The sequence below is a fragment of the Streptomyces griseochromogenes genome (assembly GCF_001542625.1).
GTDB lineage: Bacteria > Actinomycetota > Actinomycetes > Streptomycetales > Streptomycetaceae > Streptomyces > Streptomyces griseochromogenes.
In genome coordinates this window covers 5,802,891-5,825,300 of sequence record NZ_CP016279.1, presented here as the reverse complement: position 1 = coordinate 5,825,300, position 22,410 = coordinate 5,802,891, and the positions used below count along the sequence as shown (strand labels likewise).

Below are 22,410 nucleotides of genomic sequence, written 5' to 3'. Positions count from 1 at the left end.
TGACTTCTTAGAGGTCCTAACAAAGGCGGTGGACGTGTCGGTAGGTGATGAGACATGTAGCGAGCCCGAGGAAGGCTTCATGGATGTTGTCCCGTCGCTCCCACCGGATGCGCAGGCGGCGGAAGCCGTGCTGCCAGGCGATCGTCCGTTCGACGACGTATCGGAAGATGCCCAGGCCGGAGCCGTGTGGCTCGCCTCGCCTCGCGATCACGGGACGGATGCCGCGCTGCCACAGCAGGCGCCGGTACTTGTCGTGGTCGTAACCGCGGTCGGCGAGAAGTGCGTCGGGCCGGTGCCGGGGCCGGCCGACAACCCCGGCGACAGGGGGGACCTTGTCGAGCAGGGGCAGGAGTTGAGTGACGTCGTTGTGGTTGCCGCCGGTCAGCGACACCGCGAGCGGGATGCCCTGGGCGTCGGTGACGACGTGGTGCTTGCTGCCCGGCCGTGCGCGATCGACCGGGCTGGGACCGCTTTTGGGCCCCTGCGGGCCGCCCGCACATGGGAGGAGTCGATCACCGCCCGGGACCAGTCCAGCTTCTTCGCCGACCGCAGCTTCTTTAACAGCAGCATATGCAACTGGTCCCACATCCCGGCCTCGTTCCACGCGGCCAGCCGCCGCCAGCAGGTCATGCCCGAACCGAAGCCCAGCTCCTGGGGCAGGTACTCCCACTGGATGCCGGTATGCAGCACGAACAGGATTCCGCACAACGCCTGCCGGTCCGGCACCCTCGGCCGTCCCTCGACCGGCTTCGGCCCCGGCTTGGGCAGCAACGGCTCGATCAGGGCCCACAGTTCATCCGACACGATCCACGGCCGCGACTGACGTTTCCCCACGACCAGACCAACGAGCGGGCAGGCCAAAAGTCACATGATCAACCACTTCTGTTAGGACCTCTTAGCCCTGGCCATCTCTCATGACGGCGCGACCTTGGCCATCGGGACAGGCGACGGATCGATATACCTGTGGGACGTGGCATCCCGACGGCGGATCGGAGCAGCAGTCTCCGATCCGGGCGGCGCGCTTATGGCACTGGCATTCAGCAGCGATGACCACAATTTGTACGCTTCGGCTGCACACATGTCACTGCTCCGGTACGAGCTCGACACACGTCGGATCGCCACCGAAGTGTGTCGAAAAGTCGGCGATGGCCTGTCAGCTGCCGACTGGCGAACGTAACTGCCGGCGGCTCAGATCGCGGAACGCAGGGACTCGCTCGTCGACCACGGGCGAGTCGTTCGCGACCAACTCGTTTGGCCGTTGTTCTGGGCCCGCACCACCAAATACTCGACGGGTTATGGGATTCTCTTGGTGTTGCCCGATGAGGTACCAGTCTCGAAAAGCTTGATCGAGCGGGAACATCTGTTGCTGATGATGGCGGAGCTCGCGCCGGTGTGGAGCGAGGACTGCCAAAGGCTGGCGCCGAAACCCCTGCGCTACCCGCGGGCAGGTGTGCCGTCCGAGTGGGCCCGCGACCTCGAAGCTGGGACCGAGTAGGTCGACCACGTCACCTGGGTCGTAGTCGAGACCGCGGGGTGATCGAAGTCGGCGGTGGACGATCGGGGCGATGTACCCCTCGCCTGGTTCGCGTCTTGTCCCGGGCTTCGGGAAAGTCCACATGGTGTCTGTAACCGGGGGGCCTGGGCGCGTGTTCTTGAGCGGTCTGGGTCGTTGGATGGATCATGCAGACCAAGTGGGTGACACGGCTGGCCAACAGCCCTGGTTGTAGGCAGAGCCCTGACGCAGGGCGCAGCCCCTACGATCACCTTCCTCCGTCCCGGTGGGGGTTGACTCTGCCCGGTTGGGAGTGGTGAATCGGTGACTTCGGGTGTGGTCGACGCGCAAGCGATCGATCTGCGCGCGGTGCAGCGCCAGGTAGATGCAGCGCTTGAGGATTTCCTTGCCGAAAAGACCCGCGCGGCGGCGGACCGGGGGCATCCGCCAGAGGTGGTGCAGACCGTGCGGGACTTCTTGGCAGCCGGCGGGAAGCGGATCCGGGCGTTGCTGTGTGTGGTGGGCTGGCATGCTGCAGGCGGAGACGGGGATGCGACGTCGGCGGTGCGTGTGGCGGCGTCGTTGGAGCTGTTCGTGGCCTTTGCCCTCATCCACGACGACATCATGGACGACTCGGCCAGCCGCCGGGGCCGTCCCGCGGTCCACCGCGTGATGCGTGCCCGGCTGGGGGAGGACGAGCGGGCTGAGCGGCTGGGTGCGGGCGGCGCGCTGCTGGTGGGGAACCTCGCGTTGATGTGGGCACAGGAGTTACTGCATACCGCTCGGTTGGAGCCGGGGCGGCAGCGGCTGGTGCATGGGCTGTTTGACGCGATGCTGGAAGAGGTGATGTACGGCCAGTACCTGGATGTGATGGGTACCGGCCGTGGCGCTGACGACGTCGAGGCAGCCTTGCGGATCATCCACTACAAGACCGCCACCGCGACCATCGAGCGGCCTCTTCAACTGGGGGCGGCTGTGGCCGGGGCCGGTGAGGCCACGATGGATGTCTTCACACGGCTGGGCCTGCCGCTGGGTGAGGCGTTCCAACTGCGGGATGATCTGCTGGACGTGTTCGGCAGTCCGGGCGGCGCGTGCGCGCCGGGTCTGAGCGATCTCCGGGAGGGCAAGCGGACTGTTCTGCTGGCGCTGGGTCTGCAGCGCGGCGACGAAGTCCAGCGGGAGCGGCTCCATCACCTCGTGGGCCGGCCCGACCTGGGGGAGCGCGAAGCGGCCGACGTACGGACGATCCTGCAGGACACCGGGGCACGGGAGCACACTGAGCGGATGATCGCTGCCCGCTACAATCAAGTGCTGCAGGTCCTGGACGGGGCTGGCTTCCCGCAGGCCGCGGACCACGCTCTGCGCGGCCTGGCGGTCACCGCAACCCGGTACACCTCCTGACATCGCGCCGGGCGCCTGGGCACCAGTCCTCACCGACGTGCGTCTACAGCTGTGTCACCCAACCCTGAGCAGGAAGTACTCGTCATGACCCAGCAGGTTCTCGATCGTGTCGCCGGGTACGAGCGCCGGTTCAACACGCTCTTCGAGGAGTATTTCGACACGTTGAGCGCCGGGGTCGATGCGCCGTCGTTCAGCCGTTTCACGCCGGAGTGCGTGCAGTTGCTGCGGGAATTGTCCTTGCGGGGCGGCAAGCGGATGCGGGTCGTTCTGCTGCATGAGGCAGCTCGTCTGGTAACTGCCGAGCCGGTCGAAGGACTGGATGCCGCGGCGCTGAGCATCGAGCTGCTGCAGACCCACGGCCTTGTGCACGACGACCTCATCGACGACAGCCCCACCCGCCGCGGCGGCCCTTCCACCTGCTACGCCTACCGTGAACGGTTCCCCGGCCACCCGCAGACGGCACTTGGGCTCACCGTGCTCGCGGGCGACCTCGCACTCGCCCTGTCCCTGCGGGTACTGCTGGATGCGCAGCTGCCTGCCGCGGTGCGGCAGGCCATGGTCGAGGTGCAGACACGGGCGGCGGCCGACACGTTCGTGGGCCAGATCATCGACCTGGAACGCGATTTCACCGCCACCGCAGGCGAGGAGATCTTGCACTGCGTGGCCGACTACAAGTCCGCCCGCTACTCGATCCTCGCGCCCATGCAGCTCGGACTCCTGGCCGCGGGTGAGCGACCGGACCTCTTCATGCAGGAGCTGCGCGACTACGCGCGGCTGGTGGGGATCTGCGGGCAGATGCGCGATGACTATCTGGACCTGTTCGGGGACGCGGCCATCATGGGCAAGCCGACCGGCACCGACATCCGCGACGGGAAGCACAGCTACACCGTCAGCGCCCTGCTGTCCGCCGTCTCAGACACCGAGCGTGTGGCGGTGCGGGCCGCGCTCGGTGACCGGTCTTGCACGCCGGAAACCGTCGCCGCCGTCCGGGAGATCGGGGAGAACCGTGGTGTGACGGTCAGGATGCAGGCGGACATGCGGCGCTATGCCGAGCAGGCTTCCGCGGTGGCCGCCGGCTGGCGGTCACGGTGGCGTGAGGAGGCGGTCACCTTCTTCGAGCACCTGCCGCTGTGGAGCGTCGAGCGAGCCATGTGACCAGCGCGCGCACGGCAGGCGTGGCAGGTTCGGCCGGTGTGCGTCCCGCGGGCGCGGGATCGGAACCCGGGGTTGGAGGGGCTGTGGCCGCCAGGTCCGCCAGTGCCTGGCGCCAGTGCGCGGGAAGGCTGTCGGCGGCAGGGAGGGCTTGGTCGATACGGAAGCATGCGCTGGTCGTGTCCCCGTAACTGACCGCCACAGCGGCCATGGGGACGCCAGGCGGGCAGCAGATGATGGGGGCGATGTGGTGCACTGCCGCCTCGCCGTAGTGCAGACGCTGACGCACCACGACATACGAGGCGCAGACGGTAAGCCGACCCGGGACGGTACTCGCGGCCACAAGTCGCTGGAACAGCCACCAGGGAAGGCGGGTGAGAGCCGCTCGGAGCACCGCCTTGTGTCCGGCGGACTTCAGGGCAGGGGTGACGGCCCGCGTGCGCTCCAGCCGTCGGCCCACAGGCATGGTGCCGCCGGGCAGGTCGATCCGGGTGAGGAACAGCCGGTTGCCGGGTGCCGCTGTTTCGTCGGGCGTGCGCAGGTTGACGGGAACCATCACGGGAACCGACACGTCGGCGGCGCGGGGCCAAGCCTCTTCGGCCCACTGGGTGATCGCGTGCACCACGGCGGTGAGATAGACGTCGTTGGTGCTGGCTCCGCCGACGCGGGCCGCGGTGCGCAAGGCAGCGGAGGGCACCTGGGCCCACAGCGTGTGACGGCGGCTGGACAGCGGATGCGAGGCGGACTGCCACAAGTGGTGCTGGCGCGCGTGGCGCAGCAGGGTCACGGTGCTGCGCAGGGCTTGGTGAAGGCGGGGCCGAGGGGTTGGGGAGACGTCCCGGGTGAGCACTGAGAACTGTCCCGGCAGCAGCCGCGGCCCGAACAGCGCCTCCAGGACCGTGACGACGTTGGCGCCGTCCTGGACGGCATGATGGGTGAGATACAGCAGAGCGAACCCGTCGGGCGCGTGACCGTGCAGGAGGATCATGCGCCAGGACGGGGCCCCCTCGGTCCAAGGCTCTCGCAGGAGGAGCCGCACCGCTGCCTCAAGAGCCTCCGGCTCACCGGCCACCTGCTGATCGCGAACATGCCGGGCCATGTCCGGGACGGCAGGCATCCACCGTGCCGTCGGCCCGTCGCCGGTCAGGACATGCCTCAAACAGGGAAGGCCGGCAAGGCGCGCGGTTACGTGCTCGCGCAGAGCGGCCAGAGCGGGCACGGCGCCGGTCAGGTGCAGCACCGCCCCGACCGTCGAGTTGGCGTCCGGATGGTCCGCGAGCCGTTCAGCCTTGACCATGACCAGATCGGCAGGGCTGGGATCCAGGAACCGGCTCATACCCATCACCTCAGAAAGTCGAAGACTGGTGCACTGACTGCCGCGCCGATCAGCACCCCGACGGTCACCTGGCCAACGGTGTGACAACTCAGCCGGATACGGGACCACCCGATCAGCACCACCAAGGGAATCAGCACGAGCATCCAGGGGCCGAAGACCGATGTGAGGATGGCTAGGGCGCCGGAAGCGACCGCGGAGTGAACCGACACCTTCCAGAAGAAGGTGATCACCAGCAACGCGAGCAGGACGGACAGCATCGCCGTCACCAGGGCCGTCACCTCGGCGGGAGCCTCGAGCCCGTACAGCAGCACGGTGCCGGTGATGACCGAGGCCATCACCCCGGGGGCGGCCACGATACGGTCCTGCCGCCGCCGCACATGCCGGTCGCCCCAGTACTGGCGGCGCTCACCGAACCCCAGGATCAGCGTGGGAAGCACCGCGGTGAACACCGCCGCGAGCAGCCCCCACCCGACGCCCGCCCATCCACCGTCGTGCCAGCCCACCAACAGGGCCAGGACCAGCATCCAGTTCCTCGGCTCCCCGCCGTCACTGAGCAGCCACGTCCAGCGCGCCTCACCACGCGGCGCCCCATCCCCCACCGGCGAGCCGGCACAGCGGGCCGACGCGGCTGATGCGGCCGGTGAAGCAGCCGAAGCCGCGGTCTTCTGTTCCGGCACCTCTGAAAGCCTCCGCCCCTCACATGATCGTGCTGCCACCGTGCGCGGCGCCCATCATCGAAACGACGCCCTCCAAGGGCCGGTCACGGCACCGGCGCGGCCGGCTCGACACCCGCCAGGCTTCCCTGGGCCGTGCCCGGGTGGTGGGTACGGGTACGCACGGCGAAGGCGGCCATGCCCAGCGCCGCCATGCCCACGGCCCAGCCTGCGCCCACCAGCAGGCAGCTGGACGGCACCACCGGCAGGCCACCGGCGGCCACCGAGGTCTGCACCGCCGCGTAGGCCGGCAGGAAGCGCACAACCGGACTGTCCGCATCCGGGTTGATCAGCGGGTTCTGCATCACCAGATCGATGGAACTGATCATGATGGCGAGGAACATGCCGGCCAGCTCGCTGCGCAGCACAGCCGCCAGCACGATCCCGATACCGCCATAAATCAGAGCACCGGTGAACATTCCCGCGGCAAGCAGCAAGGGTTGCTCGGGACGCCAGAACAGATGCATCCACGCGGTGGTGTAGGCGGCGACCAGGACCGCGACCAGAACGAGCGCGGTACATTTCGCGAGCGCGAGGCACGAGCGGGGATAGCCGGCCCGCACCAGTCGCTGGTCGAACAACGCGGAGCGGGCGGTGGCGACGAACATCATGAACGCGATGACGAGCGTAAGGGCCTGCAGTGCGCCGTTGATCTGGACCAGGATGTTGCCGTCCATGACCACCGTGCGACCGACCGGCCGGATCCGGAACCGCAAGGGCGTGCGGGCTACCACCGTGAACGCGAGCGTAGTCCACAGCGGAACGAACAGGACCACGATGAGCAGCGCCAGCCTGTTACGGGCCTGCTCGATCAGCGCGAATCGCAAGGCCGTGCGAAAGCAGGACCACCACCGCGTCATACCGACACCACCTCCGATCCCGTCTGCTCCGTCTCGTGCAGCACTCCTGCCTGAAGGCGGTACAGGGTGTCCAGGCGGGAGGCGTCGTAGGCGAGGTGCGAGACCACCAGCACCGCGCAGCCCCGGTCTCGCAAGGCCGCTGCCAGGTCCCAGAACCGCAGATAGGTCTCCCAGTCGAAGCCCTGATACGGCTCGTCCAAGAGCAGCACCTGGGGATCGTGCATCAAAGCCAGGACCAGGTTGAGCTTCTGGCGCGTGCCGCCGCTGAGCGCTGCCACCCGCTCGTTCCGGTAGCTGCTGAAATGCAACTGCTCCAGCAGCTCGAAAGCTCTGTCCAGGCTGCCCAGGCCGTAAGCGGCCTGGAAGAACCTCAGATGCTGGTCAACGGAGAAGGCTTGATGGAGCACCGCGTCCTGCGGGCAGCTGCCCAGCAGGCCCGTCCGCTCCACCACGCCGCTGTCCGCGGCGAGATCCCCGACCAGAATGCGCAGCAGGGTGCTCTTGCCGGCACCGTTCTCGCCGACGATGCCCGCCAACTGGCCCGCACGGAGATCCAGCGACACACCCCGCAGGACAGGACGGTGCCGGTAGCTCTTGCATACATCCCGAATCCGCAACACCGGCTCGCCGGCCGACACCACTGCATCCCCCATGCAAAACGCTCCTCACACGGCCGGCCTCCCGAACGCACCACCTGCTGGAGCGCAGTCACGATGCCTGTAGCCGAACGACAACCCCACGCGAGCACCAACGACACGAAGCGACAGCGGTGACGGGCACACCCGCCAGCTACGCCAACCACCTACAGACGCGCGCGTGAGTTACGTGAGCCTGCTGCGGCAGCGTCCGGTCCTGGCCCTGTGGCTCGCCGAGACGGTGTCCGTCTTCGGCGACCGCTTCTTCACTCTGGCGCTGGCATGGACGGCCTGGCAGCGATCCGGCTCCCCTCGTCGGACACCGTGAACCTTGCAGCCGAGTTGACCAAGTGAATGGATGCCGTCGAACCGTTCACCATCATGGTCGGCAGACCACTCGCGTACGGCTCGGGTCTCACTTTTGATCTCGGACCGGACGAGCCCTCGAACGCTCTCAGGACCACGACAACCAGCACATGTGAAGCCGTGCGGCGCGCCGACGCCACCTCGTACGACACCGATGTCCTCCACCTGACCGAGTCATACGCCACGGCCGAGATCGGTCCTGCGCTCTGTCTCCCTAGAACCATCGCCGAGGCTTCGCCGCCGTCCCGGCCTCGCTCACTGCGAACTGACGCTGCCCCGGCGAACAAAGCGCCCCGGAACCCCCTCGGTTCCGGGGCGCTTCGCGCTCCCACGGCCGCCGGCCCGTCAGGACGGCCCCCATGGGCGGAGCTTGTCCGGGTTGCGTACCGCCCAGATGTGCGTGATCCGGTCGTCGTCGGCGACGTTGAACGAGAACACCGTCTCGATCCGGCCCCCGGACTCGATCGCCAGGCCCGGCAGCCCGTTGACCGTGCGCTCGAGGATCGTCCGGGGCGGCGCGAGCCGGGCGATCGTCAGGTAGAGGTGGGCGATCTGCTCGGCGCCCTCGATCGGCAGCAGGTGGGCGATGGCGCGGCCGCCGCCGTCGGAGATCGCGGTGGCGCCCGGGTCGAGGAGGCCGATCAGGGCCTCGATGTCCTGCGTCTCCCAAGCCGCCTTGAAACGCCGGACGACGCTCGCCTGCCGGGCCGCGTTCGGGCTCGCCTCGGCCCGCGCGGCGGTGATGCGGCGGCGGGCCGAGGACGCCAGCTGACGGCACGCCGCCGGGCTGCGGCCGACGATCTCGGCCACCTCGGCGAACGGGTAGCGGAAGACGTCGTGCAGCACGAACGCGACGCGCTCGGCCGGGGTCATGGACTCGAACACGACCAGGAAGGCCATGGTCACCGACTCGTCGAGGGTGATCCGGTCGGCTGGGTCCACGCCGGCGCCGCCTGCCGCCCCGGCGATCCACTCGGCCGGGTCGGGCAGCGGCTCCGGGATCCACGCGCCGACGTAGGCCTCCCGCCGAGCGCGCGCCGAACCGAGCAGGTTCAGGCAGATGCGGCTGGCCACCTTCGACAGCCAGGCGCCCGAGGACTCGATGGCCTCCTGCTCCGCCTGGGACATCGCGTACCAGCGGGTGTAGGTCTCCTGGACGACGTCCTCCGCGTCGGCCAGGGACCCGAGCAACCGGTAGGCGAGATTGAGCAGCTGTCGCCGCTCGCTCGTGATCGCGCTCAGGCCCGGGTACCGCTGCTCGTCTGCCTGCCGCTGTGTCTGTTCCGACGGAGTACTCATGCGCTCTTCGGCTCCTTCGTTCACGCGCCCTCTCCAGTACGACAAATCAGAGCGGCGGAATGTGAGGTCGGCGGCTCGCCTCACATTCGGCGGGGCTGCGTTGTCGGGATTGGTGAAGACGAGTACACCATCCACAGGACAGGACGCTGAGCATGAACGACTTCCAGGAGATCGCCGACCGCGTCGAGATCGAGGCGTTGCGCGGCGAGTTCACCGACGCGGCGATGATGCGCGACCGTGCCCGCCTCGCCGCGTTGTTCACCCCCGACGGCGTTCTGCGCATGCCCAACGTCCCGGTCGAGCTCATCGGCCGGGAGGAGATCCGGACCGGAGGCGAACGCCTGCAGAGCCAGTGGGACTTCTTCGTGCAGAACAGCCACCCGGGAACGATCCGGATCGACGGCGACACCGCCACCGGTCGCACCTACATACAGGAGATCGCGCGCGTGCTGGACGGCCGCTCGGGCCTGAACTTCGCCATCTACCACGACACTTACCGTCGTACGCCGGAGGGATGGAAGTTCGCCGAGCGTGTCTACGAGGTCAGGTACGTCGACACCACCCCGCTGAGGGGTTCGGCGCCCGGCCCCGACGCCAAGGCGCACGACTTCGGTAAGGCCGGGGACGTTGGTCGGGCACCGGGTGCCGGTGAGGCGGACGTGTCGGCCACGGGGGTGGCTGACGACTTCACCGCACCGGCGTCCGCCGAACGGCTGGACCGGGCGATCGCGGCGCTGCGGGCGAACGGCTTCACCGCCGAACTGCTCGACGACGCCGCGGCGGCCCGCGCCCGCATCAGGGACCTGATCCCGGAGGGCGCGGGCGTTTTCACCGGGGCCAGCGAGACGCTTCGGCTCTCCGGCGTTGCGGAGGACATCGAGGCGGGCGACCGTTACCAGGCCGTTCGGCCGCGCGTGCTGAAGATGGACCGCGCCACCGAGTCCGACCAGATCCGCCAGCTGGTGGCCACGCCCGATGTCTTCGTCGCCAGCGTCGCGGCCGTCACCGAGACGGGCTCGCTTGTCATCGCCTCGGGCAGCGGCAGCCAACTGCCCGCCTCCGCCGGCGGCGCCGCCAGGGCGATCTGGGTCGTCGGGGCGCAGAAGGTGGTGCCCGACCTGAGTACCGCACTTCGCCGGGTCGAGGAGCACGCCCTCCGCCTGGAGACCGAGCGCGCCCAGGCGGTCTACGGGCAGCCGAGCGCCATCAACCGACTGCTCGTCCTCAACGCCGAGCCGCAGCCCGGGCGCGGCATCGTCCTGCTGCTGCGCGAGGCCATCGGATTCTGACATCGCGCGCGATGAGGACGTGAGAACTCCGCGGGGCGGACGGCGAGCCGTATAGGGCTCACCGTCCGCCCCGGCGGTTCCCGGGTGGCAGCGCCCGCCGGCGCGGGCGTATCGCCTTCAGGTGGCGGCGCGGCAGGTCGGCGACGTGGGTCAAGGTGCGCGTGGACAGCCGGGCGGTGAACTCCCCGTCGGAGATCTTCCGCAGCCAGCCGCGGTCGGCCGGCTTGGCCGGCTTCCCGCGCAGCGGCTCCGGGGCGCCCCGCACCTCAGCGTCCAGCCCGAGCGCCTCGCCGACCTGCCAGGTCATCACCGGCCGCGCGGCCTGCCGCACGACGGCGAGGATGCGGCGGAGCGGCGGTTGTCACCGTCCCGTCACAGCCTGCGGTAGGTGAAACCCATGCCTGCGGTCCGGTATCTCCCTTGGTGTCAGCAGATCTTCGTAGCAGAGGATGCTCATGAAGCACCGTTACCTCTCCGGCGTTGTCGTTCTCGCCTCCGCCGCCGCGCTCGTCGCCGCCGCGTGCGGATCTTCCAGCGCCAGCCCGAACGCGCCGGCCGGCACCCTGGTCGTGCATGCCAAGGCCGAACCGGCCGGGACCACGGGGGCTACGGCCTGGAAGCCGTGTTACCTCCCCGCGGGGTACAAGAACTTCTTCAAGCTGGACTCCGCCAAGAACGTCCGGGGCAAGACCGTCGTGCGCGTCACGCCGGAGACGTGCAAGGTGAACACGGAGAACGACGAGGACGTCGTCTACACCCCGAGCGGAGCGGCTCGGTCGTTCGCCTTCGCGTCAGGCGCCTCCGTCAAGGTCCTCAGGGACAGCACAACCGTGAAGGTCACCCCGAAGTGGCTGGTGAACCACCAGCTCGACAACACCCCGTACTTCTACTACCGCGTCAACGGCCACAGCCAGATCACCGCCATGCAGGAGATCTTCCACCCGTAGAGGAGTGAGTCTGTTTTCAGCGGCCGCAGGCGATCAAGGCGCGCTTGACCTTGGCGCCGGCGGTCCGGTGGCGACAGATCCCCTCGGCGCGGCCCCTGGACCAGAAGGTGGGCACCCTGGACGCGGAGGTGGACGACCTCGCCGGTGAGGTTCCCGGGGAGAAGATCGATCGCGATCAGGCACGGAGCACCGAACTGCTGACTCAGCAGATCGCCCCGGGTGCTCGGGCTGCCGGCACGGGATCGTCAGGATGCTGGGCATGGCGACTGAGGAGTCAGCCTCGGACCGGGGGGAGCCAGAATGAGGCGGGCAGCGCCTCGACTTCACTGGCGGCCTGATCCAGCTCGGCGGCAACCGGCTCCAGCGCTGTGTAGACCGGGTTGCCGCCCCCTTCACGGCGCCTTCACCGCCAGCGGAGCCTCGGTCATGGAGCATGTCCGCCGGCGACGACTCGAACGAGCACGAGCCGACCTGCTCTCCACCACATGGACGGTCTCGGAGATCGCCGCCCGCCGGCACTTCACCGACAGCAGCCACTTCATCAGGGCCTGCAGGAAGCGATACGGCGAGACACCGACCGCCTCGCGCCGTAGCCAACAAGCCGTCGCGCACTACACGCCGCCCAACGGGCCGGTGTCCCGCCCCGCCGAAAGTCGGCTCGATGGATGCGACGCCGCCCCCGTGTACCGAGAGACCGCACGTCGAAGCCCCCCGCAGGAGCCATGCCGCTCGTAGCCGCAGATCTCCTGGGTCGCCTTCGTCGCCTGCGGCACCCGAGCAGTGATCGACCGTCACCGATGCCGCCAAACAGCCGTCCTCGGGCCCATGACAGGCTCGACCACCCCCTCCACGGCGGCTGATCGAGGTCTCCGCCGGCATCCTGCTCCTGCACCTGTACGAAGAACCGAACCGAGCACGAACCGAGACCCGTGATCGGTCTTCGTGACTGGACCCGCGGACTTGTCAGAGCGTCCGAACGGCCTGTTCGAGTTCGGCAAGGTTGGGCATGACGCCGATCCGGCCGTCGTCCGCGGGTGCGGGCCCGGTGTTGTGGCTGCGGTCGCTCAGCAGCGCACGAAGCTGTTCAGGTGCCAGGAAGTCGCCCTGAACCGAGCGTCGAATGTTCTGCAGTACGACGGCGACCCCGGCCACGATCGCTGCTGCCCCCGATGTGCCGCCGAAGTTCGTACGGTACGGCTGGTTCGACACAGGATCCAGTAGCGAGGCAGTCGTCAGGATGTTCTCGCCCCACGCATAGCAGTCGATCCGGTTGCCGTGGTTCGAGGCCTGGGGTTGGGCAACGGGAAAGCGCATGCGCTGGTGCGGGTGTTGGGAAGTCGCCGCTGCCACCATGACGGCACCGCTCTCGAAGAAGGCGCCGGTGGTGTCGTTACGGTCGAAGATCCGGCCCGAATCGAAGAGATGTCCCGGCGCCACGAAGGTGTCGAGGTCGTTGCCGGCGCCCAACCCGTTGCCTGCGGGCTCGATGACCGTGATGCGTTTCCTTGTCAGCTCCTGTATGGCCAGGCGGATGAACAGGTCTGTCTCGATCGGCAGGTGCTGCGCGTCCTGCTGCTCGATCAGGACGACGCTCCCGGCTCCGATACCGGGGATCGTGCCCACCACGGCCAGAGCCGCTGCGACCGCGTCGGTACCGGCCGGGGTCTCCACCGGTGCGACGGACGCCTTGACGTTCGGTGCCAGCCCGAGGATTCCCTTCTCGTTGTCGGTCGCCATCACGATCCCGAGCGTGTTCGTCCCGTGGTTCACCAGAGCCGAGTCGGTGGACACGGTCCCGGTGGGGAGAATGCCGACGCGGTTGACCCCGTTCGTGTCGATGAGGTCCTCGTGGGTGAGCTGCCAACCCCACTCGACATCGACGAAACGAACCTGGCTGCCGTCCGTGAACGGCAGTGCCCAGGTGTGCAGCCCGTCGACCCCGAACGGCGCCGCGCCCAGGTAACCCTGCCCCACGATCAGGGGGTCGTCCGCCGTGACCGAGGCCGGGATCACCTCCTGCTCGACGTAGGCGTGTTCGACGAAAGGCAGGGCGTCCACGGCTGAGGCGACCTGCTCACTCGAATCGGCGGGCAGCGGGATCACGTAGAAGGAAAGCAGTTGCTGGGACGGCGTCCCGTGCGCTGCCTCGTTTTCGCTCAACCATTGCCGTACTGCCTCAGGGTCGACACCCGGCAGCGCTCGGTTGAGCGTGAGGGACAGGTCCGGGAAGGCGCCGGCGGCCATGTCCCACGCTGTGCGGTCCTCGGGTGGGAGGAACTCCTGAGCGTTGTCCTCGTAGGGGATCTGGGCGGCCGATTCGTCGCGGAGTTTGACGATCACCTTGGGCACGAACGGTGTCTGTGGATGGTCCTGCGCTCCATAGGAGATCTCGTCCAGGCGCCAGACCGTTCGCGGGCCCACGTCGGCGATCAGTTCGTCGGCGGGCACGACGAGGACGTCCTGCTTGAACCGGGTGACGGCGGAGGCAGTCTCGTCGCCGTAGTCGCCGTCGGCACCGAATCGCGGCAGGCTGTCGGGGTCCCAGACGAGCAGCGCGCGCTGCAGCGTGTTGACGGGGGCGAACTCATTGTTGAGCTGTTTGTTGATCCTGGTCTCGTTCTGGGCAACGGCCTCAAGGATCGGCTCGCCCTGGAACAGCTGTGACAGAAACATGAAGCATCCTTCCGGCCGCCGGACTCGCTGGATCACCAGGGCGTCGGGCCCGGATCACTTGACTCTCTTGGAGATGAACAAGTCACAGAGTTTGACCTCGGTACGGGGTGTGACCGGCCGGATGAGCAGCAAACTCATTCGCGAGGGTTTATCAGAGCAACCTTCAATGTGGAGTCCTCTGCACAGAGGCTCAGCTCCTCCCGCTCCATAACGGCGATGAGCTGAATGGACTCGTCCGGCACTGGGTGCCCTCTGTGGTGAACCGAAAGCGGTTCGCGAAGTCCCCACCAGATCTCGGTGCATTGGCAACCAAGCATGGGACAGCGACGTACGTCGACGTTGAGTTGACCGCATTCGACTCACCGACGCTGCTCTTTTCCCGCCCGGTGAAAGGACCGTATCTCAAGTCGAGCTGGGCATTGGTGTAGAGCACTTCTTCAAGGGCCTGTTGGGATGCGAGTTCTCATGCCCAACCACCTGCCGAGTGGCGCCTACGCTCGCACCAATCAGTATGTCAAAGCGTATGGAATGCTGCACATCCACTTGCCGTGTTAGGAGTTCCCTCGAACCCTTGCGTGGTGCTCTGACCGCATCGGACCAGCTCAAGAGCGGGGCCCGCCCTCAGAGCTCATGACACGATCGTGCTGCGGTGTGCTGGTCGGCCATGACCAGTACGACGATCACGCCGTTCGTGAGCTGTGGGGGAGTGGGCCATGGAACCGCGGACGCGACTTGTGGGCGCTGATCGGGCTGTTGCTGCCGCCGTGGCCGCAGAAGGCGCCCGGCCCGAGGCTGGTGGGCGACCGGCTGTGCATGCAGGCCGCGTCGTGGTCGTGGCCTCGGGTGGTGAAGAGCGAGACGGGCTCGAGGCGCGGACGCCCCGTTCGGTTGTGGACCGACGGGATGGCATCGAGCAGGGGCAGCAGCTGGGCGACGTCGCTTCCGTTCCACCTGGATCACGGGAACAGCGCAGCCCTTGGAGATCACCGGAGACCTCAGGAGAGAGCCCGCCCCTGCCGCCGTTCGCAGCCCTCTCGCCTGACGGTGGGCGGTTCGGCCGCGCGACCGCCTACGGTAGAGATATGAGCGAGATCGTCGTCTACGAACTCGAAAAGCCGACGGCAGCGCGCTTCTCTCCAGTGCCGTCGGGTGGAGCGGAACGGCGTGTCCGCAAGGTGCACGTGGCACCGGCTGCACCGGGGTCGCGCACCGTTGCCGGACCGCGCACCCTCTGTGGCAAGGACACCTTCGCCATGGAGACGGCCTCCTGGACGCCCTCCGAACGGCCTGGGGCGCCCTGGTACCCCGCGGAGTATGCATCCGTGGTCTGCCCGGACTGCGATGCCGTGATCGAAATCTGACGGCGGTACCGGCTGCCTTACGTAGTCGTGCCCACCGCGATCATGCCGTTCACCCTCGTTCCACGTACTCCTTGAAGTGCTCCAGATCGCTGCGGACGAGCCGCTCGATCGCGTTCGTCTGGGCGAACCCCTTCGGCCCGCCGAAGGTGTCCCGGACGCTGCCGGGGTCGTACTCCAGCCGGGCCTGGATGCGGGTGTGATTCTTGTCGAGCGGCTGAAGCGAAAAGGAACCCGCCAGCTCTGGGGCGCCCACGCTGAGCCACTCCATCACGCGCTCGCCGCGGTCGGAAACCTCGGCCTCGACGTCCCGGGCCCGGCCGCCCGCGTCGACCTCCAGATGCGCTCGGCCCCCCGCCTCCGTACGCGCGCCCCGCACTCCGTCTACGAAGTGCGGATAGTTCTCCACCTGGTGAAGATTCTCCCAGGCAGTGTCGATCGGAACTCCGACATCGACGTGAAGTTCGAGGGTGCTCATGGCTAACCTCCACGTGCAGCTCATGACACACATCCTTCTCCTTACAGTGTGCGCCAGGCCGGGACGGTGCTCTCCCGACCGTGCCTCCCCTTGAGCAATGATCAGCAGCAGCCACCGGAACCCTGCGATGGACGTCCACACACTCAAGCGTCAAGAGATCCGCACCTACGGGTGGTGACTGCTCGGGACCGGAGAGTTTCGGCTCAGCGGTCGGACTTCGACTGCAGGTCGCGGGGAGTGGACCATGACCGGACAGTGGTCGCGCCGAGGCGGCCTGTCACGGAGTGCCTCTGCTCGCGTACAGCACGTGCCGGCAGTTGCTCGGCACGGCCAAGCCAAGCGGTTGACCAGGAGAAGAATCATGGGCGCCGAAATCTCACAATGTGTAGGCCAGCGTGAGCTCTTGGAAGTCGCTCTCCATCGCGCGACCGGCGATCCCGACGAGTTCTCCCGTCCCGGGGTTCGGGACGATACTTCCTTCACTGCTCTGGTCGGCTCCATCGGCCAGCCCCCAGTGCTGAATGACGAAGGTGCCCTGGCGACCGTCGAGCGTTTGTCGGTCATGAGGGCTCGATTCCGGGGTGCGGGAATGGTGAAGTGTTGGAATGCGGGGGATCACCGAAGCGGGGGCACCGCGTTCACCAGGTCGTCGATGCTGCCGGACATGATCGTGCGGACGTGTTCGGTGATGTGCTGGAGCGGCCAGTCCCACCAGGCCACGGCTAGCAGGCGGTCGATGTCGGCGTCGCTGTAGCGGCGGCGGATGAGACGAGCGGGGTTGCCGCCGACGATGCCGTAGTCGGGGACGTCATCGACGACGACGGAGCCGGAAGCGATGATCGCTCCGTGGCCGATGCGGACCCCGGGCATCACCATGGCCCGGTAGCCGAACCAGACGTCATGGCCGACCACGGTGTCACCCCGCCCCTCCAGGCCCGTGATCAGGTCGAAGTGTTCGGCCCATGAGTTGCCCATGATGGGGAAGGGGAACGTCGAGGGGCCGTCCATGCGGTGGTTGGCGCCGTTCATGATGAACCGCACGCCCTCGCCCAGCGCGCAGAACTTCCCGATGACCAGCTTTTCCGGACCGTAGTGGTACAGCACGTTGCGGGTCTCGAAGGCGGTCGGATCGTCGGGGTCGTCGTAGTAGGAGAACTCTCCGACCTCGATCAGCGGCGAGGTGATCAGCGGCTTCAGCAGCACCACCCGCGGCTGTTCGGGCATCGGATGCACCACGGTCGGGTCGGCGGGAACAGGGGACATCACGAATTGCTTCCTTTCTGCAGGCATGAGTTCGGGCGTGGAGGACGTCGGGCCGTGGTGGGGGACGTGACAGTCATCCGCATAGCCAGGTGGGCGCCCTGCCTGCGCCATCAGACATCGGTGATCGGTTTGTCGTGCTCAGGGAGTGCCGAACCAGCCACTGAGCGCCTCTCGTAGCGCGGGTACGGCGCTGTCGGCTGGTTCGTCTGTGGTCGCGGCCCAGGCGATGTGCGCGTCCGGACGGATCAGGAGCGCATCGACCGGTCGATCGTCGGTCTTGGCGGTGTGGACCTCGACGCGTTGCCCCCAGTCATCAGCGGTCTCGCGGAGCTCTGGACGGTCGGCGAGGTCCAAGAAGATGGGCCGTGCGGTGCGCATGAGTTCGGCGACGCTGGTGGTGCCCTGGTCGGTGTGCAGGGTGAGGTCGGCTGCGAAGGTGCCGGCCGACGGGTGGTGATGGGAGCCGGGCATCGGGTACCGGATGTCGGTGCCGGCGACGAGCGCTCCCATGCGGTGCAACGGTTGCTCGTCGACGAGCAGTTCCTGGAAGACTTGGCGAAGTGCTTCGGCGGCTGGGTCGTACCCGCGCCGCAGCGCCACCTGAGCTTGGGTGTGCAGCATGGTGCGGGCCCCGGCGAGGCTGCGTTCGTCGTGGTAGGTGTCCAGCAGACCGGCTGGTGCCCAGCCGTGGATGTCGGCGGCCAGCTTCCAGGCCAGGTTGACCGCGTCGAGCATGCCGGCGTTGAGTGCCACGCCGGTGGCGGGAAACAGATGCGCCGCGTCGCCGGCCAGCAGGATCCGCCCGTCGCGGTAGCGCTCGGCCTGCCGAGCCTTGAAGGTGAACCGCGACAGCCGAAGCGGTTCCTCCAAGGGCAGGTCCGCGCCGAGTACGCGGCGGATGCTGTCCTGGAGTTCGGTCACGGTCATGGGTGTGTCGTCGTCGTATTCGATGCCCTCGTCTTCAGTGGTGTAGAGCGAGACAACCTTGGAGGCCGGCGACGTGCCGAGTCCGAACAGACCTCGGTCCGTCCGTGTGAAACCGGCGCGGATCGTGCCGGAGCCGGGGACATCGAGATCACCGTTGGCGAGCACGGTCACCGTGTCGGGCAAGGTGAACTGGGCCAGTCGGTTGACTTCCGGGTAGGTGGTGCCGAGGAACGGAATGCCGGCTCCGTCACGGACCCGGCTGCGTGCACCGTCGCACCCCACCAGGTAGCGGGCGGTTACCCGGTACGGCCCGTCCGGGCCGCGCACGTCCACGATCACCGCGGCATCGTCCTGGCTCATCCCGGCCACCTCGTGTCCGTGGCTGATGTCGACACCGAGTTCGCCGGCGCGTTCTTCGAGGAGCCGCTCAAGCCTCGGTTGCGGCAGCGGCAGGGCGTGCATCGGTGGATCTGCGAGCTGCGTGAAGTCCAGATGCACACCGCCGAACGGGAACCGGGGAGCCGGGACGGGGTCGGTGCATGCTGCTTCGAAGCGTTCCAGCAAGCCCCGGTAGCCCAGCAGTCGAAGGATCTGCCCGCCAAGACCACCGGCCTTGGGCGTGTTCCGGCGCTGCGGCTGCCGCTCCAGCACCAGCGGCCGCACACCGGCCAAACGCAGTTCACCGGCCAACATCAGGCCGGTCGGGCCGGCACCCACAATGATCACATCGGCGTCCATCACTGGCCACTTCCCCCACAGTCTTTCGGCGGCTGACTGAACAAGCAGATCGGCACGGCACGGGCCGTGCCATGCCGATCGGGAGTCTGATCAACAGGACAGCCTCCTGTCAATACGGCACGTGCCGTGCCGTTAAGGTGGTGGCATGACCGATCGTCGCGCCAGTCGTAACGACAACCGAACCGAAGCGATCATGAGGGCCGCGCTCGACCTGGCCCTGGAGGTCGGCTATGCCAAGCTGAGCATCGAGGCGGTCGCGACCAGGGCCGGCGTCGGCAAACACACGGTCTACCGCCGCTGGCCCTCCCGGGGCCTGCTCTTCCTCGACTCGGTCCTCACTCTGAGCACCGAGGACCTGAGCCACCCCAACACCGGCGACGTCGTGGCCGACTTGCGCGAGGTGATAACCAAGGCGGTCGACCTGCTGGACCAGCCCCCCTGGGGGCCGCTGTACCGGGCCCTCATCGGCGAAGCGCAGCACGACCCCGAGGTCGCCACCGCGCTCAACCGGCGATTCATCGAACCGCAGACCGCCGACACGCTGGCGCGCCTCAAAGCGGCCAAGGAGCAGGGGGAACTTGCGCCCGACTTCGACCTCGACCTGGCGTTCGATGTCCTGTCAGGCCCTCTCTACTACAGACTCCTGATCACGCAGCAGCCGATCACGCACGACTATATCGACCGGGTCCTGCGAGCGGTCTTCGCCGGGATGAGCCCCAGAGCACAAACGCGCTAGCCGGTGTCCGCCAGCGCGGAGCTGAACAGTCAGCCAACCGGGACCTGTGAACGTCCGTGGTCAGCCTCCCATCACTACGCCCTGCCCCGCTGCCGAGTCAGGGCGACACCACTGTTGGCGACACACGGCCTGAGTGGTGAACACGGAAGCCGGTCGCTTCGCAGCCGACCACGATCATGTCAATCACGAAATCCCCTTCAATGAGATCGTCACCCTGTCGGCGAAGCCGCGACGTGGCCACGCCGTGTGCTCGCCAAGGAGCTGCACTTCGGCCGGGCGGCTGTTCGAGCGCAACAGCCGCAACGTCTGGTCACGGTGCTGGGCGAGCAGCTCCGGCAGGACCTGTCGGCCGGCTATCGGCAGATCACGGAGGGCATCGCGAAGGCACGCGCCGCAGCAGGCGCCGTGTCAGGGACGCTGACGCTGGGAACCATGGGCCGATGGCACAGCCCATCAAGCCCATCCTCGACCTCTTCGCGTCCACTCACCCGAACGTGAAGCCACGTCACCGGGAAGTCCCACCACCTGCCCCGCTGGAACGGTTGCGCTCGGGCGACCTCGACGTGGCACTGCTGTGGCTTCCCGTCGACGATCCTGGGCCGAACGGTCTGCAGGCCGGGCCACTCCGAGCAGCCGGAATCCGGGGCTGGGACTCGGGGCCGTAGCAGGCGGCATACACGGCAGACACGGCAACGGATCAGGTAGCCGCCGCTACTCGTGGTGGGTGTCCGGATGCCGACTGGACGCCCACCACGAGTCATTCATTTCCTGTTCGCGCCGGCTGGGATCTTCGGCGGGAAGCCGGGGACCCCTCCGGACTCGACAACTCCTTCGCTCAGATCCTCAAATCAGGGAGGGGATCCGGGAGGGAATCCGATCGCGGACAGCGCCCCGGCGGGCACCGCCCGGCGCCGAGGTCACCGTTCGATGGTCCAGCGCTGATATGCCTCGTCGTTGCAGACACCGACCGACAAGGGGATGCCCGCCCAAGGCGTGGGCAGCAGGCACCGGTGCGTGGCCTCGTTGCGCAGGCGGACGGTTCCGTCGGCGTAGACCTCCGCGACCCATCGCTCGCCCGAGCCGTCGTCCTTGCTGTCGGCCCACATGCAGCCGTGCAGCACGACACGAACACCGGCCCCGGAACCGGTGTTCGGAACGTTGGCGCACTTGTCGGCTGTACGCGACTTGAGCCGCACGACGTTGGAGTCCGGGCTCGCGTACTGGATGTCCCATCGTCCGCCGAGCGATTGTCCATAGCCGGTCAGCGGGGTTCCGTCGAGCCCCCATCCGTTCAGGGTGGCCAGGTAGAGGCCATTGGATGCGCGCAGCCGGACCTGGTCGTCACCGTCGTGCCACGAGGTCACGTGACGGGCCTCGTCCCACCACTGCTGGGAGCGGCTGTCGGTGCACGGGAGTGCCATGACAAGGGCGTCCGACCGGTTGGTGGCGGTCAGACACAGGTTCGGGAGAGCGGAGTTGTGCCAACGCAGCGGACCATCGGAGCCCGGGACTTCGTCGGGACGCCACTGGGCGTCCGCCGCGTCACACGGGCGCGGCATGACCATCAGTGGCGCCACCGGGTTCAGGCCGGGGCACCTCTGGGTAGCTGCCGCCCGGCCGGTGGCGGCGCCGCCGGCCACTCTCGTGGGGCTGTTGCCCTGACTGAAGCGGTACCAGTGTCCCTGCACGGTGGACATGTCGAACCGCTGCCCGTCGCCGTAATGGTCCGGCGCGGTGATCACGGTGCTGTTCGTGACGCTCAGGACATTCCCGGTCTCGGCGTTCACAAAGGCGGACGAGTAGTCGGGGGCCGGGCCGTCGGGCGGCGCCGGCACGGGGGTGGGGACCGGCTCGAAGTGGACGGCGTAGTGGTCCGGGCCACGTCCCTCGGGAATGTCCGCGTTGAACCGGTGCACGCCCCGGGTGATCGCGTAGTCCAGTTCGCCACCGCTCTGGTGGGTGGGGCGGTCCGGCCGGTCCAGTTCCTCGGAGGCACGCACTCCGAGCATCTGTCGGGCCGTCTGTTGGTTCCGGCCGACGATGTCGGTGTTGAAGTCGCCGGTCACGACCCAGTTCTCCCCGGGGCGGGTCGCGTCGCGGATCTGGTTGAGCAGGAAGGGGACGTCCCTGCCTCCCGGGCGCGCGTGGATGTTGTAGTAGACGGTGTGGCCGAACCTCAGGCCCAGAACGCGCCGGTAGCGGTACGCATTGTTGGGACCGTTCACCTGGTACAGCGGGTTGCGGATGACGCGTACCTCGTCCGCGCGGGCATGGGTGACCATCGCGAGGTTGACCCGGCCGCCCCTCCAGCGGTCCTGGCCCGTAGTGGAGCTGCGCTGCGGGTCGGTCTGGAGGAAGTACACGTAGCGGTGCTGGCCCTCGTACTCCCACCGGGTGAGGCGCACACTGTTCGGCAGGTTCGGCGGCGACGAATTGGGGATGGGGATCGACTCACCGGTGCCGTGGTACTGCAGAGGTGCGTCCGGTGGACCGCTGCCGACCTCCTGGAGGACGACGATTTCGTGACGCATCGTCAATGGACCGACCTCCTCGGTCCAGCGCCTTCCGCTGAGTGAGCCCTGCATGTTGTACGTGGCGAACGACCACGAGTCTCCGGGCTCCGGGTCCTGCACCGCCGGCCCGCCGTCGGCCCAGGCCGCCTGGCTGACGGGACCGGGCACGGCGCCGACCAGCAGGCCAGCGGTCAGCAGCACGGAGGCGAGCATCGCCGTCAGACGTGATCTGTG

The 22,410-nt window shown here is 67.8% G+C and carries 22 protein-coding genes; 9 read left to right on the top strand and 13 right to left on the bottom strand.

What is annotated here, in order from left to right; all coding sequences use genetic code 11:
- Positions 1-16 precede the first annotated feature (16 nt).
- Positions 17-834 (bottom strand): IS5 family transposase gene (locus AVL59_RS49305; protein ID WP_162494777.1). Its coding sequence is split into 2 segments (ribosomal slippage): positions 17-483 and positions 483-834, totalling 819 coding nucleotides; the frame shifts between segments, so codons are not numbered across the junction.
- Positions 835-1,816: 982 nt separating this feature from the next.
- On the opposite strand from AVL59_RS49305, the gene AVL59_RS24915 reads away from it, so the two are divergent.
- Both AVL59_RS24915 and AVL59_RS24910 read left to right on the top strand, forming a co-directional pair.
- On the top strand, positions 1,817-2,893 hold the full coding sequence (locus AVL59_RS24915; protein WP_067308314.1) for a polyprenyl synthetase family protein: 1,077 nt from the start codon (positions 1,817-1,819) through the stop codon (positions 2,891-2,893).
- An 84-nt stretch (positions 2,894-2,977) separates the two neighbouring features.
- Entirely contained in the window at positions 2,978-4,048 is a 1,071-nt protein-coding gene (locus AVL59_RS24910; RefSeq protein WP_067308311.1) for a polyprenyl synthetase family protein, read from the top strand.
- On the opposite strand, the gene AVL59_RS24905 is transcribed toward AVL59_RS24910, so the two are convergent.
- From AVL59_RS24905 to AVL59_RS24890, 4 genes are all read right to left on the bottom strand, one after another.
- A complete protein-coding gene (locus AVL59_RS24905) occupies positions 3,999-5,381 on the bottom strand; it encodes a wax ester/triacylglycerol synthase domain-containing protein (RefSeq protein WP_067308309.1) in 1,383 nt (460 codons plus the stop codon). The genes AVL59_RS24910 and AVL59_RS24905 overlap by 50 nt on opposite strands.
- Before the next feature lie 5 nt (positions 5,382-5,386).
- On the bottom strand, positions 5,387-5,905 hold the full coding sequence (locus AVL59_RS24900; protein WP_237281656.1) for a hypothetical protein: 519 nt from the start codon (positions 5,903-5,905) through the stop codon (positions 5,387-5,389).
- 236 nt (positions 5,906-6,141) lie between these two features.
- The gene (locus tag AVL59_RS24895; protein WP_067308303.1) at positions 6,142-6,954 is read right to left on the bottom strand and encodes a hypothetical protein; all 813 of its coding nucleotides are present in this window, start codon (positions 6,952-6,954) and stop codon (positions 6,142-6,144) included.
- Complete coding sequence (locus AVL59_RS24890) at positions 6,951-7,607, bottom strand: ABC transporter ATP-binding protein (protein WP_099053125.1); 657 nt, start codon at positions 7,605-7,607, stop codon at positions 6,951-6,953. The genes AVL59_RS24895 and AVL59_RS24890 overlap by 4 nt, the downstream gene beginning before the upstream one ends.
- A gap of 163 nt (positions 7,608-7,770) precedes the next feature.
- Between AVL59_RS24890 and AVL59_RS52525 the strand changes: the two genes are divergently transcribed.
- Positions 7,771-7,917 (top strand): hypothetical protein, encoded by a 147-nt coding sequence (locus tag AVL59_RS52525; RefSeq protein ID WP_159400068.1) that lies wholly within the window; start codon positions 7,771-7,773, stop codon positions 7,915-7,917.
- A gap of 383 nt (positions 7,918-8,300) precedes the next feature.
- Here AVL59_RS52525 and sigJ read toward each other — a convergent pair whose 3' ends face one another.
- Complete coding sequence (gene sigJ, locus AVL59_RS24885) at positions 8,301-9,254, bottom strand: RNA polymerase sigma factor SigJ (RefSeq protein ID WP_067308300.1); 954 nt, start codon at positions 9,252-9,254, stop codon at positions 8,301-8,303.
- Between the two features lie 152 nt (positions 9,255-9,406).
- Here sigJ and AVL59_RS49300 point away from each other — a divergent pair, with 152 nt between their 5' ends.
- Positions 9,407-10,543, top strand: coding sequence for an LUD domain-containing protein (locus AVL59_RS49300; protein WP_079146962.1), 1,137 nt, complete (start codon positions 9,407-9,409; stop codon positions 10,541-10,543).
- Positions 10,544-10,601: 58 nt separating this feature from the next.
- Here the strand turns inward: AVL59_RS49300 and AVL59_RS53680 are convergent, their stop codons facing one another.
- Positions 10,602-10,874, bottom strand: a complete 273-nt coding sequence (locus AVL59_RS53680; protein ID WP_067308298.1) for a hypothetical protein — start codon at positions 10,872-10,874, stop codon at positions 10,602-10,604.
- Between the two features lie 124 nt (positions 10,875-10,998).
- Here AVL59_RS53680 and AVL59_RS24865 point away from each other — a divergent pair, with 124 nt between their 5' ends.
- Together AVL59_RS24865 and AVL59_RS49295 are read left to right on the top strand one after the other, a co-directional pair.
- Positions 10,999-11,490 (top strand): hypothetical protein, encoded by a 492-nt coding sequence (locus AVL59_RS24865; RefSeq protein WP_067308295.1) that lies wholly within the window; start codon positions 10,999-11,001, stop codon positions 11,488-11,490.
- 300 nt (positions 11,491-11,790) lie between these two features.
- The gene (locus AVL59_RS49295; protein ID WP_079146961.1) at positions 11,791-12,225 is read left to right on the top strand and encodes a helix-turn-helix domain-containing protein; all 435 of its coding nucleotides are present in this window, start codon (positions 11,791-11,793) and stop codon (positions 12,223-12,225) included.
- Positions 12,226-12,453: 228 nt separating this feature from the next.
- Here AVL59_RS49295 and AVL59_RS24860 read toward each other — a convergent pair whose 3' ends face one another.
- Positions 12,454-14,163 (bottom strand): S8 family serine peptidase, encoded by a 1,710-nt coding sequence (locus AVL59_RS24860; RefSeq protein ID WP_067308292.1) that lies wholly within the window; start codon positions 14,161-14,163, stop codon positions 12,454-12,456.
- 1,082 nt (positions 14,164-15,245) lie between these two features.
- On the opposite strand from AVL59_RS24860, the gene AVL59_RS24855 reads away from it, so the two are divergent.
- Positions 15,246-15,524, top strand: a complete 279-nt coding sequence (locus tag AVL59_RS24855) for a hypothetical protein (protein ID WP_067308289.1) — start codon at positions 15,246-15,248, stop codon at positions 15,522-15,524.
- 49 nt (positions 15,525-15,573) lie between these two features.
- On the opposite strand, the gene AVL59_RS24850 is transcribed toward AVL59_RS24855, so the two are convergent.
- The 4 genes from AVL59_RS24850 to AVL59_RS24840 form a co-directional block, all read right to left on the bottom strand.
- A complete protein-coding gene (locus AVL59_RS24850; protein ID WP_067308287.1) occupies positions 15,574-15,999 on the bottom strand; it encodes an SRPBCC family protein in 426 nt (141 codons plus the stop codon).
- A 376-nt stretch (positions 16,000-16,375) separates the two neighbouring features.
- The gene (locus AVL59_RS56630) at positions 16,376-16,618 is read right to left on the bottom strand and encodes a DUF3224 domain-containing protein (RefSeq protein ID WP_208870443.1); all 243 of its coding nucleotides are present in this window, start codon (positions 16,616-16,618) and stop codon (positions 16,376-16,378) included.
- A complete protein-coding gene (locus AVL59_RS24845; protein ID WP_079146959.1) occupies positions 16,615-17,262 on the bottom strand; it encodes a CatB-related O-acetyltransferase in 648 nt (215 codons plus the stop codon). Before AVL59_RS24845 ends, AVL59_RS56630 begins: the two co-directional genes overlap by 4 nt.
- Before the next feature lie 138 nt (positions 17,263-17,400).
- A complete protein-coding gene (locus AVL59_RS24840; protein ID WP_067308284.1) occupies positions 17,401-18,927 on the bottom strand; it encodes an FAD-dependent monooxygenase in 1,527 nt (508 codons plus the stop codon).
- Between the two features lie 145 nt (positions 18,928-19,072).
- Between AVL59_RS24840 and AVL59_RS24835 the strand changes: the two genes are divergently transcribed.
- On the top strand, positions 19,073-19,663 hold the full coding sequence (locus tag AVL59_RS24835; RefSeq protein ID WP_067308281.1) for a TetR/AcrR family transcriptional regulator: 591 nt from the start codon (positions 19,073-19,075) through the stop codon (positions 19,661-19,663).
- A gap of 440 nt (positions 19,664-20,103) precedes the next feature.
- Positions 20,104-20,328 (top strand): LysR substrate-binding domain-containing protein, encoded by a 225-nt coding sequence (locus AVL59_RS52520; RefSeq protein ID WP_159400067.1) that lies wholly within the window; start codon positions 20,104-20,106, stop codon positions 20,326-20,328.
- Positions 20,329-20,580: 252 nt separating this feature from the next.
- On the opposite strand, the gene AVL59_RS24830 is transcribed toward AVL59_RS52520, so the two are convergent.
- Positions 20,581-22,377: an endonuclease/exonuclease/phosphatase family protein gene (locus tag AVL59_RS24830; RefSeq protein ID WP_159400066.1), complete on the bottom strand. Its 1,797-nt coding sequence runs from the start codon at positions 22,375-22,377 to the stop codon at positions 20,581-20,583.
- Positions 22,378-22,410 lie beyond the last annotated feature (33 nt).

What these genes read in the sequence shown, in the direction of transcription:
- AVL59_RS24910 (WP_067308311.1), top strand. Translation starts at nt 2,978, where the DNA reads ATGACCCAGCAGGTTCTCGATCGTGTCGCCGGGTACGAGCGCCGGTTC.
- AVL59_RS24905 (WP_067308309.1), bottom strand. Translation starts at nt 5,381, where the DNA reads ATGAGCCGGTTCCTGGATCCCAGCCCTGCCGATCTGGTCATGGTCAAG.
- AVL59_RS24900 (WP_237281656.1), bottom strand. Translation starts at nt 5,905, where the DNA reads ATGCTGGTCCTGGCCCTGTTGGTGGGCTGGCACGACGGTGGATGGGCG.
- AVL59_RS24895 (WP_067308303.1), bottom strand. Translation starts at nt 6,954, where the DNA reads ATGACGCGGTGGTGGTCCTGCTTTCGCACGGCCTTGCGATTCGCGCTG.
- AVL59_RS24890 (WP_099053125.1), bottom strand. Translation starts at nt 7,607, where the DNA reads ATGGGGGATGCAGTGGTGTCGGCCGGCGAGCCGGTGTTGCGGATTCGG.
- sigJ (WP_067308300.1), bottom strand. Translation starts at nt 9,254, where the DNA reads ATGAGTACTCCGTCGGAACAGACACAGCGGCAGGCAGACGAGCAGCGG.
- AVL59_RS49300 (WP_079146962.1), top strand. Translation starts at nt 9,407, where the DNA reads ATGAACGACTTCCAGGAGATCGCCGACCGCGTCGAGATCGAGGCGTTG.
- AVL59_RS24865 (WP_067308295.1), top strand. Translation starts at nt 10,999, where the DNA reads ATGAAGCACCGTTACCTCTCCGGCGTTGTCGTTCTCGCCTCCGCCGCC.
- AVL59_RS49295 (WP_079146961.1), top strand. Translation starts at nt 11,791, where the DNA reads ATGAGGCGGGCAGCGCCTCGACTTCACTGGCGGCCTGATCCAGCTCGG.
- AVL59_RS24860 (WP_067308292.1), bottom strand. Translation starts at nt 14,163, where the DNA reads ATGTTTCTGTCACAGCTGTTCCAGGGCGAGCCGATCCTTGAGGCCGTT.
- AVL59_RS24855 (WP_067308289.1), top strand. Translation starts at nt 15,246, where the DNA reads ATGAGCGAGATCGTCGTCTACGAACTCGAAAAGCCGACGGCAGCGCGC.
- AVL59_RS24850 (WP_067308287.1), bottom strand. Translation starts at nt 15,999, where the DNA reads ATGAGCACCCTCGAACTTCACGTCGATGTCGGAGTTCCGATCGACACT.
- AVL59_RS24845 (WP_079146959.1), bottom strand. Translation starts at nt 17,262, where the DNA reads ATGTCCCCTGTTCCCGCCGACCCGACCGTGGTGCATCCGATGCCCGAA.
- AVL59_RS24840 (WP_067308284.1), bottom strand. Translation starts at nt 18,927, where the DNA reads ATGGACGCCGATGTGATCATTGTGGGTGCCGGCCCGACCGGCCTGATG.
- AVL59_RS24835 (WP_067308281.1), top strand. Translation starts at nt 19,073, where the DNA reads ATGACCGATCGTCGCGCCAGTCGTAACGACAACCGAACCGAAGCGATC.
- AVL59_RS52520 (WP_159400067.1), top strand. Translation starts at nt 20,104, where the DNA reads ATGGCACAGCCCATCAAGCCCATCCTCGACCTCTTCGCGTCCACTCAC.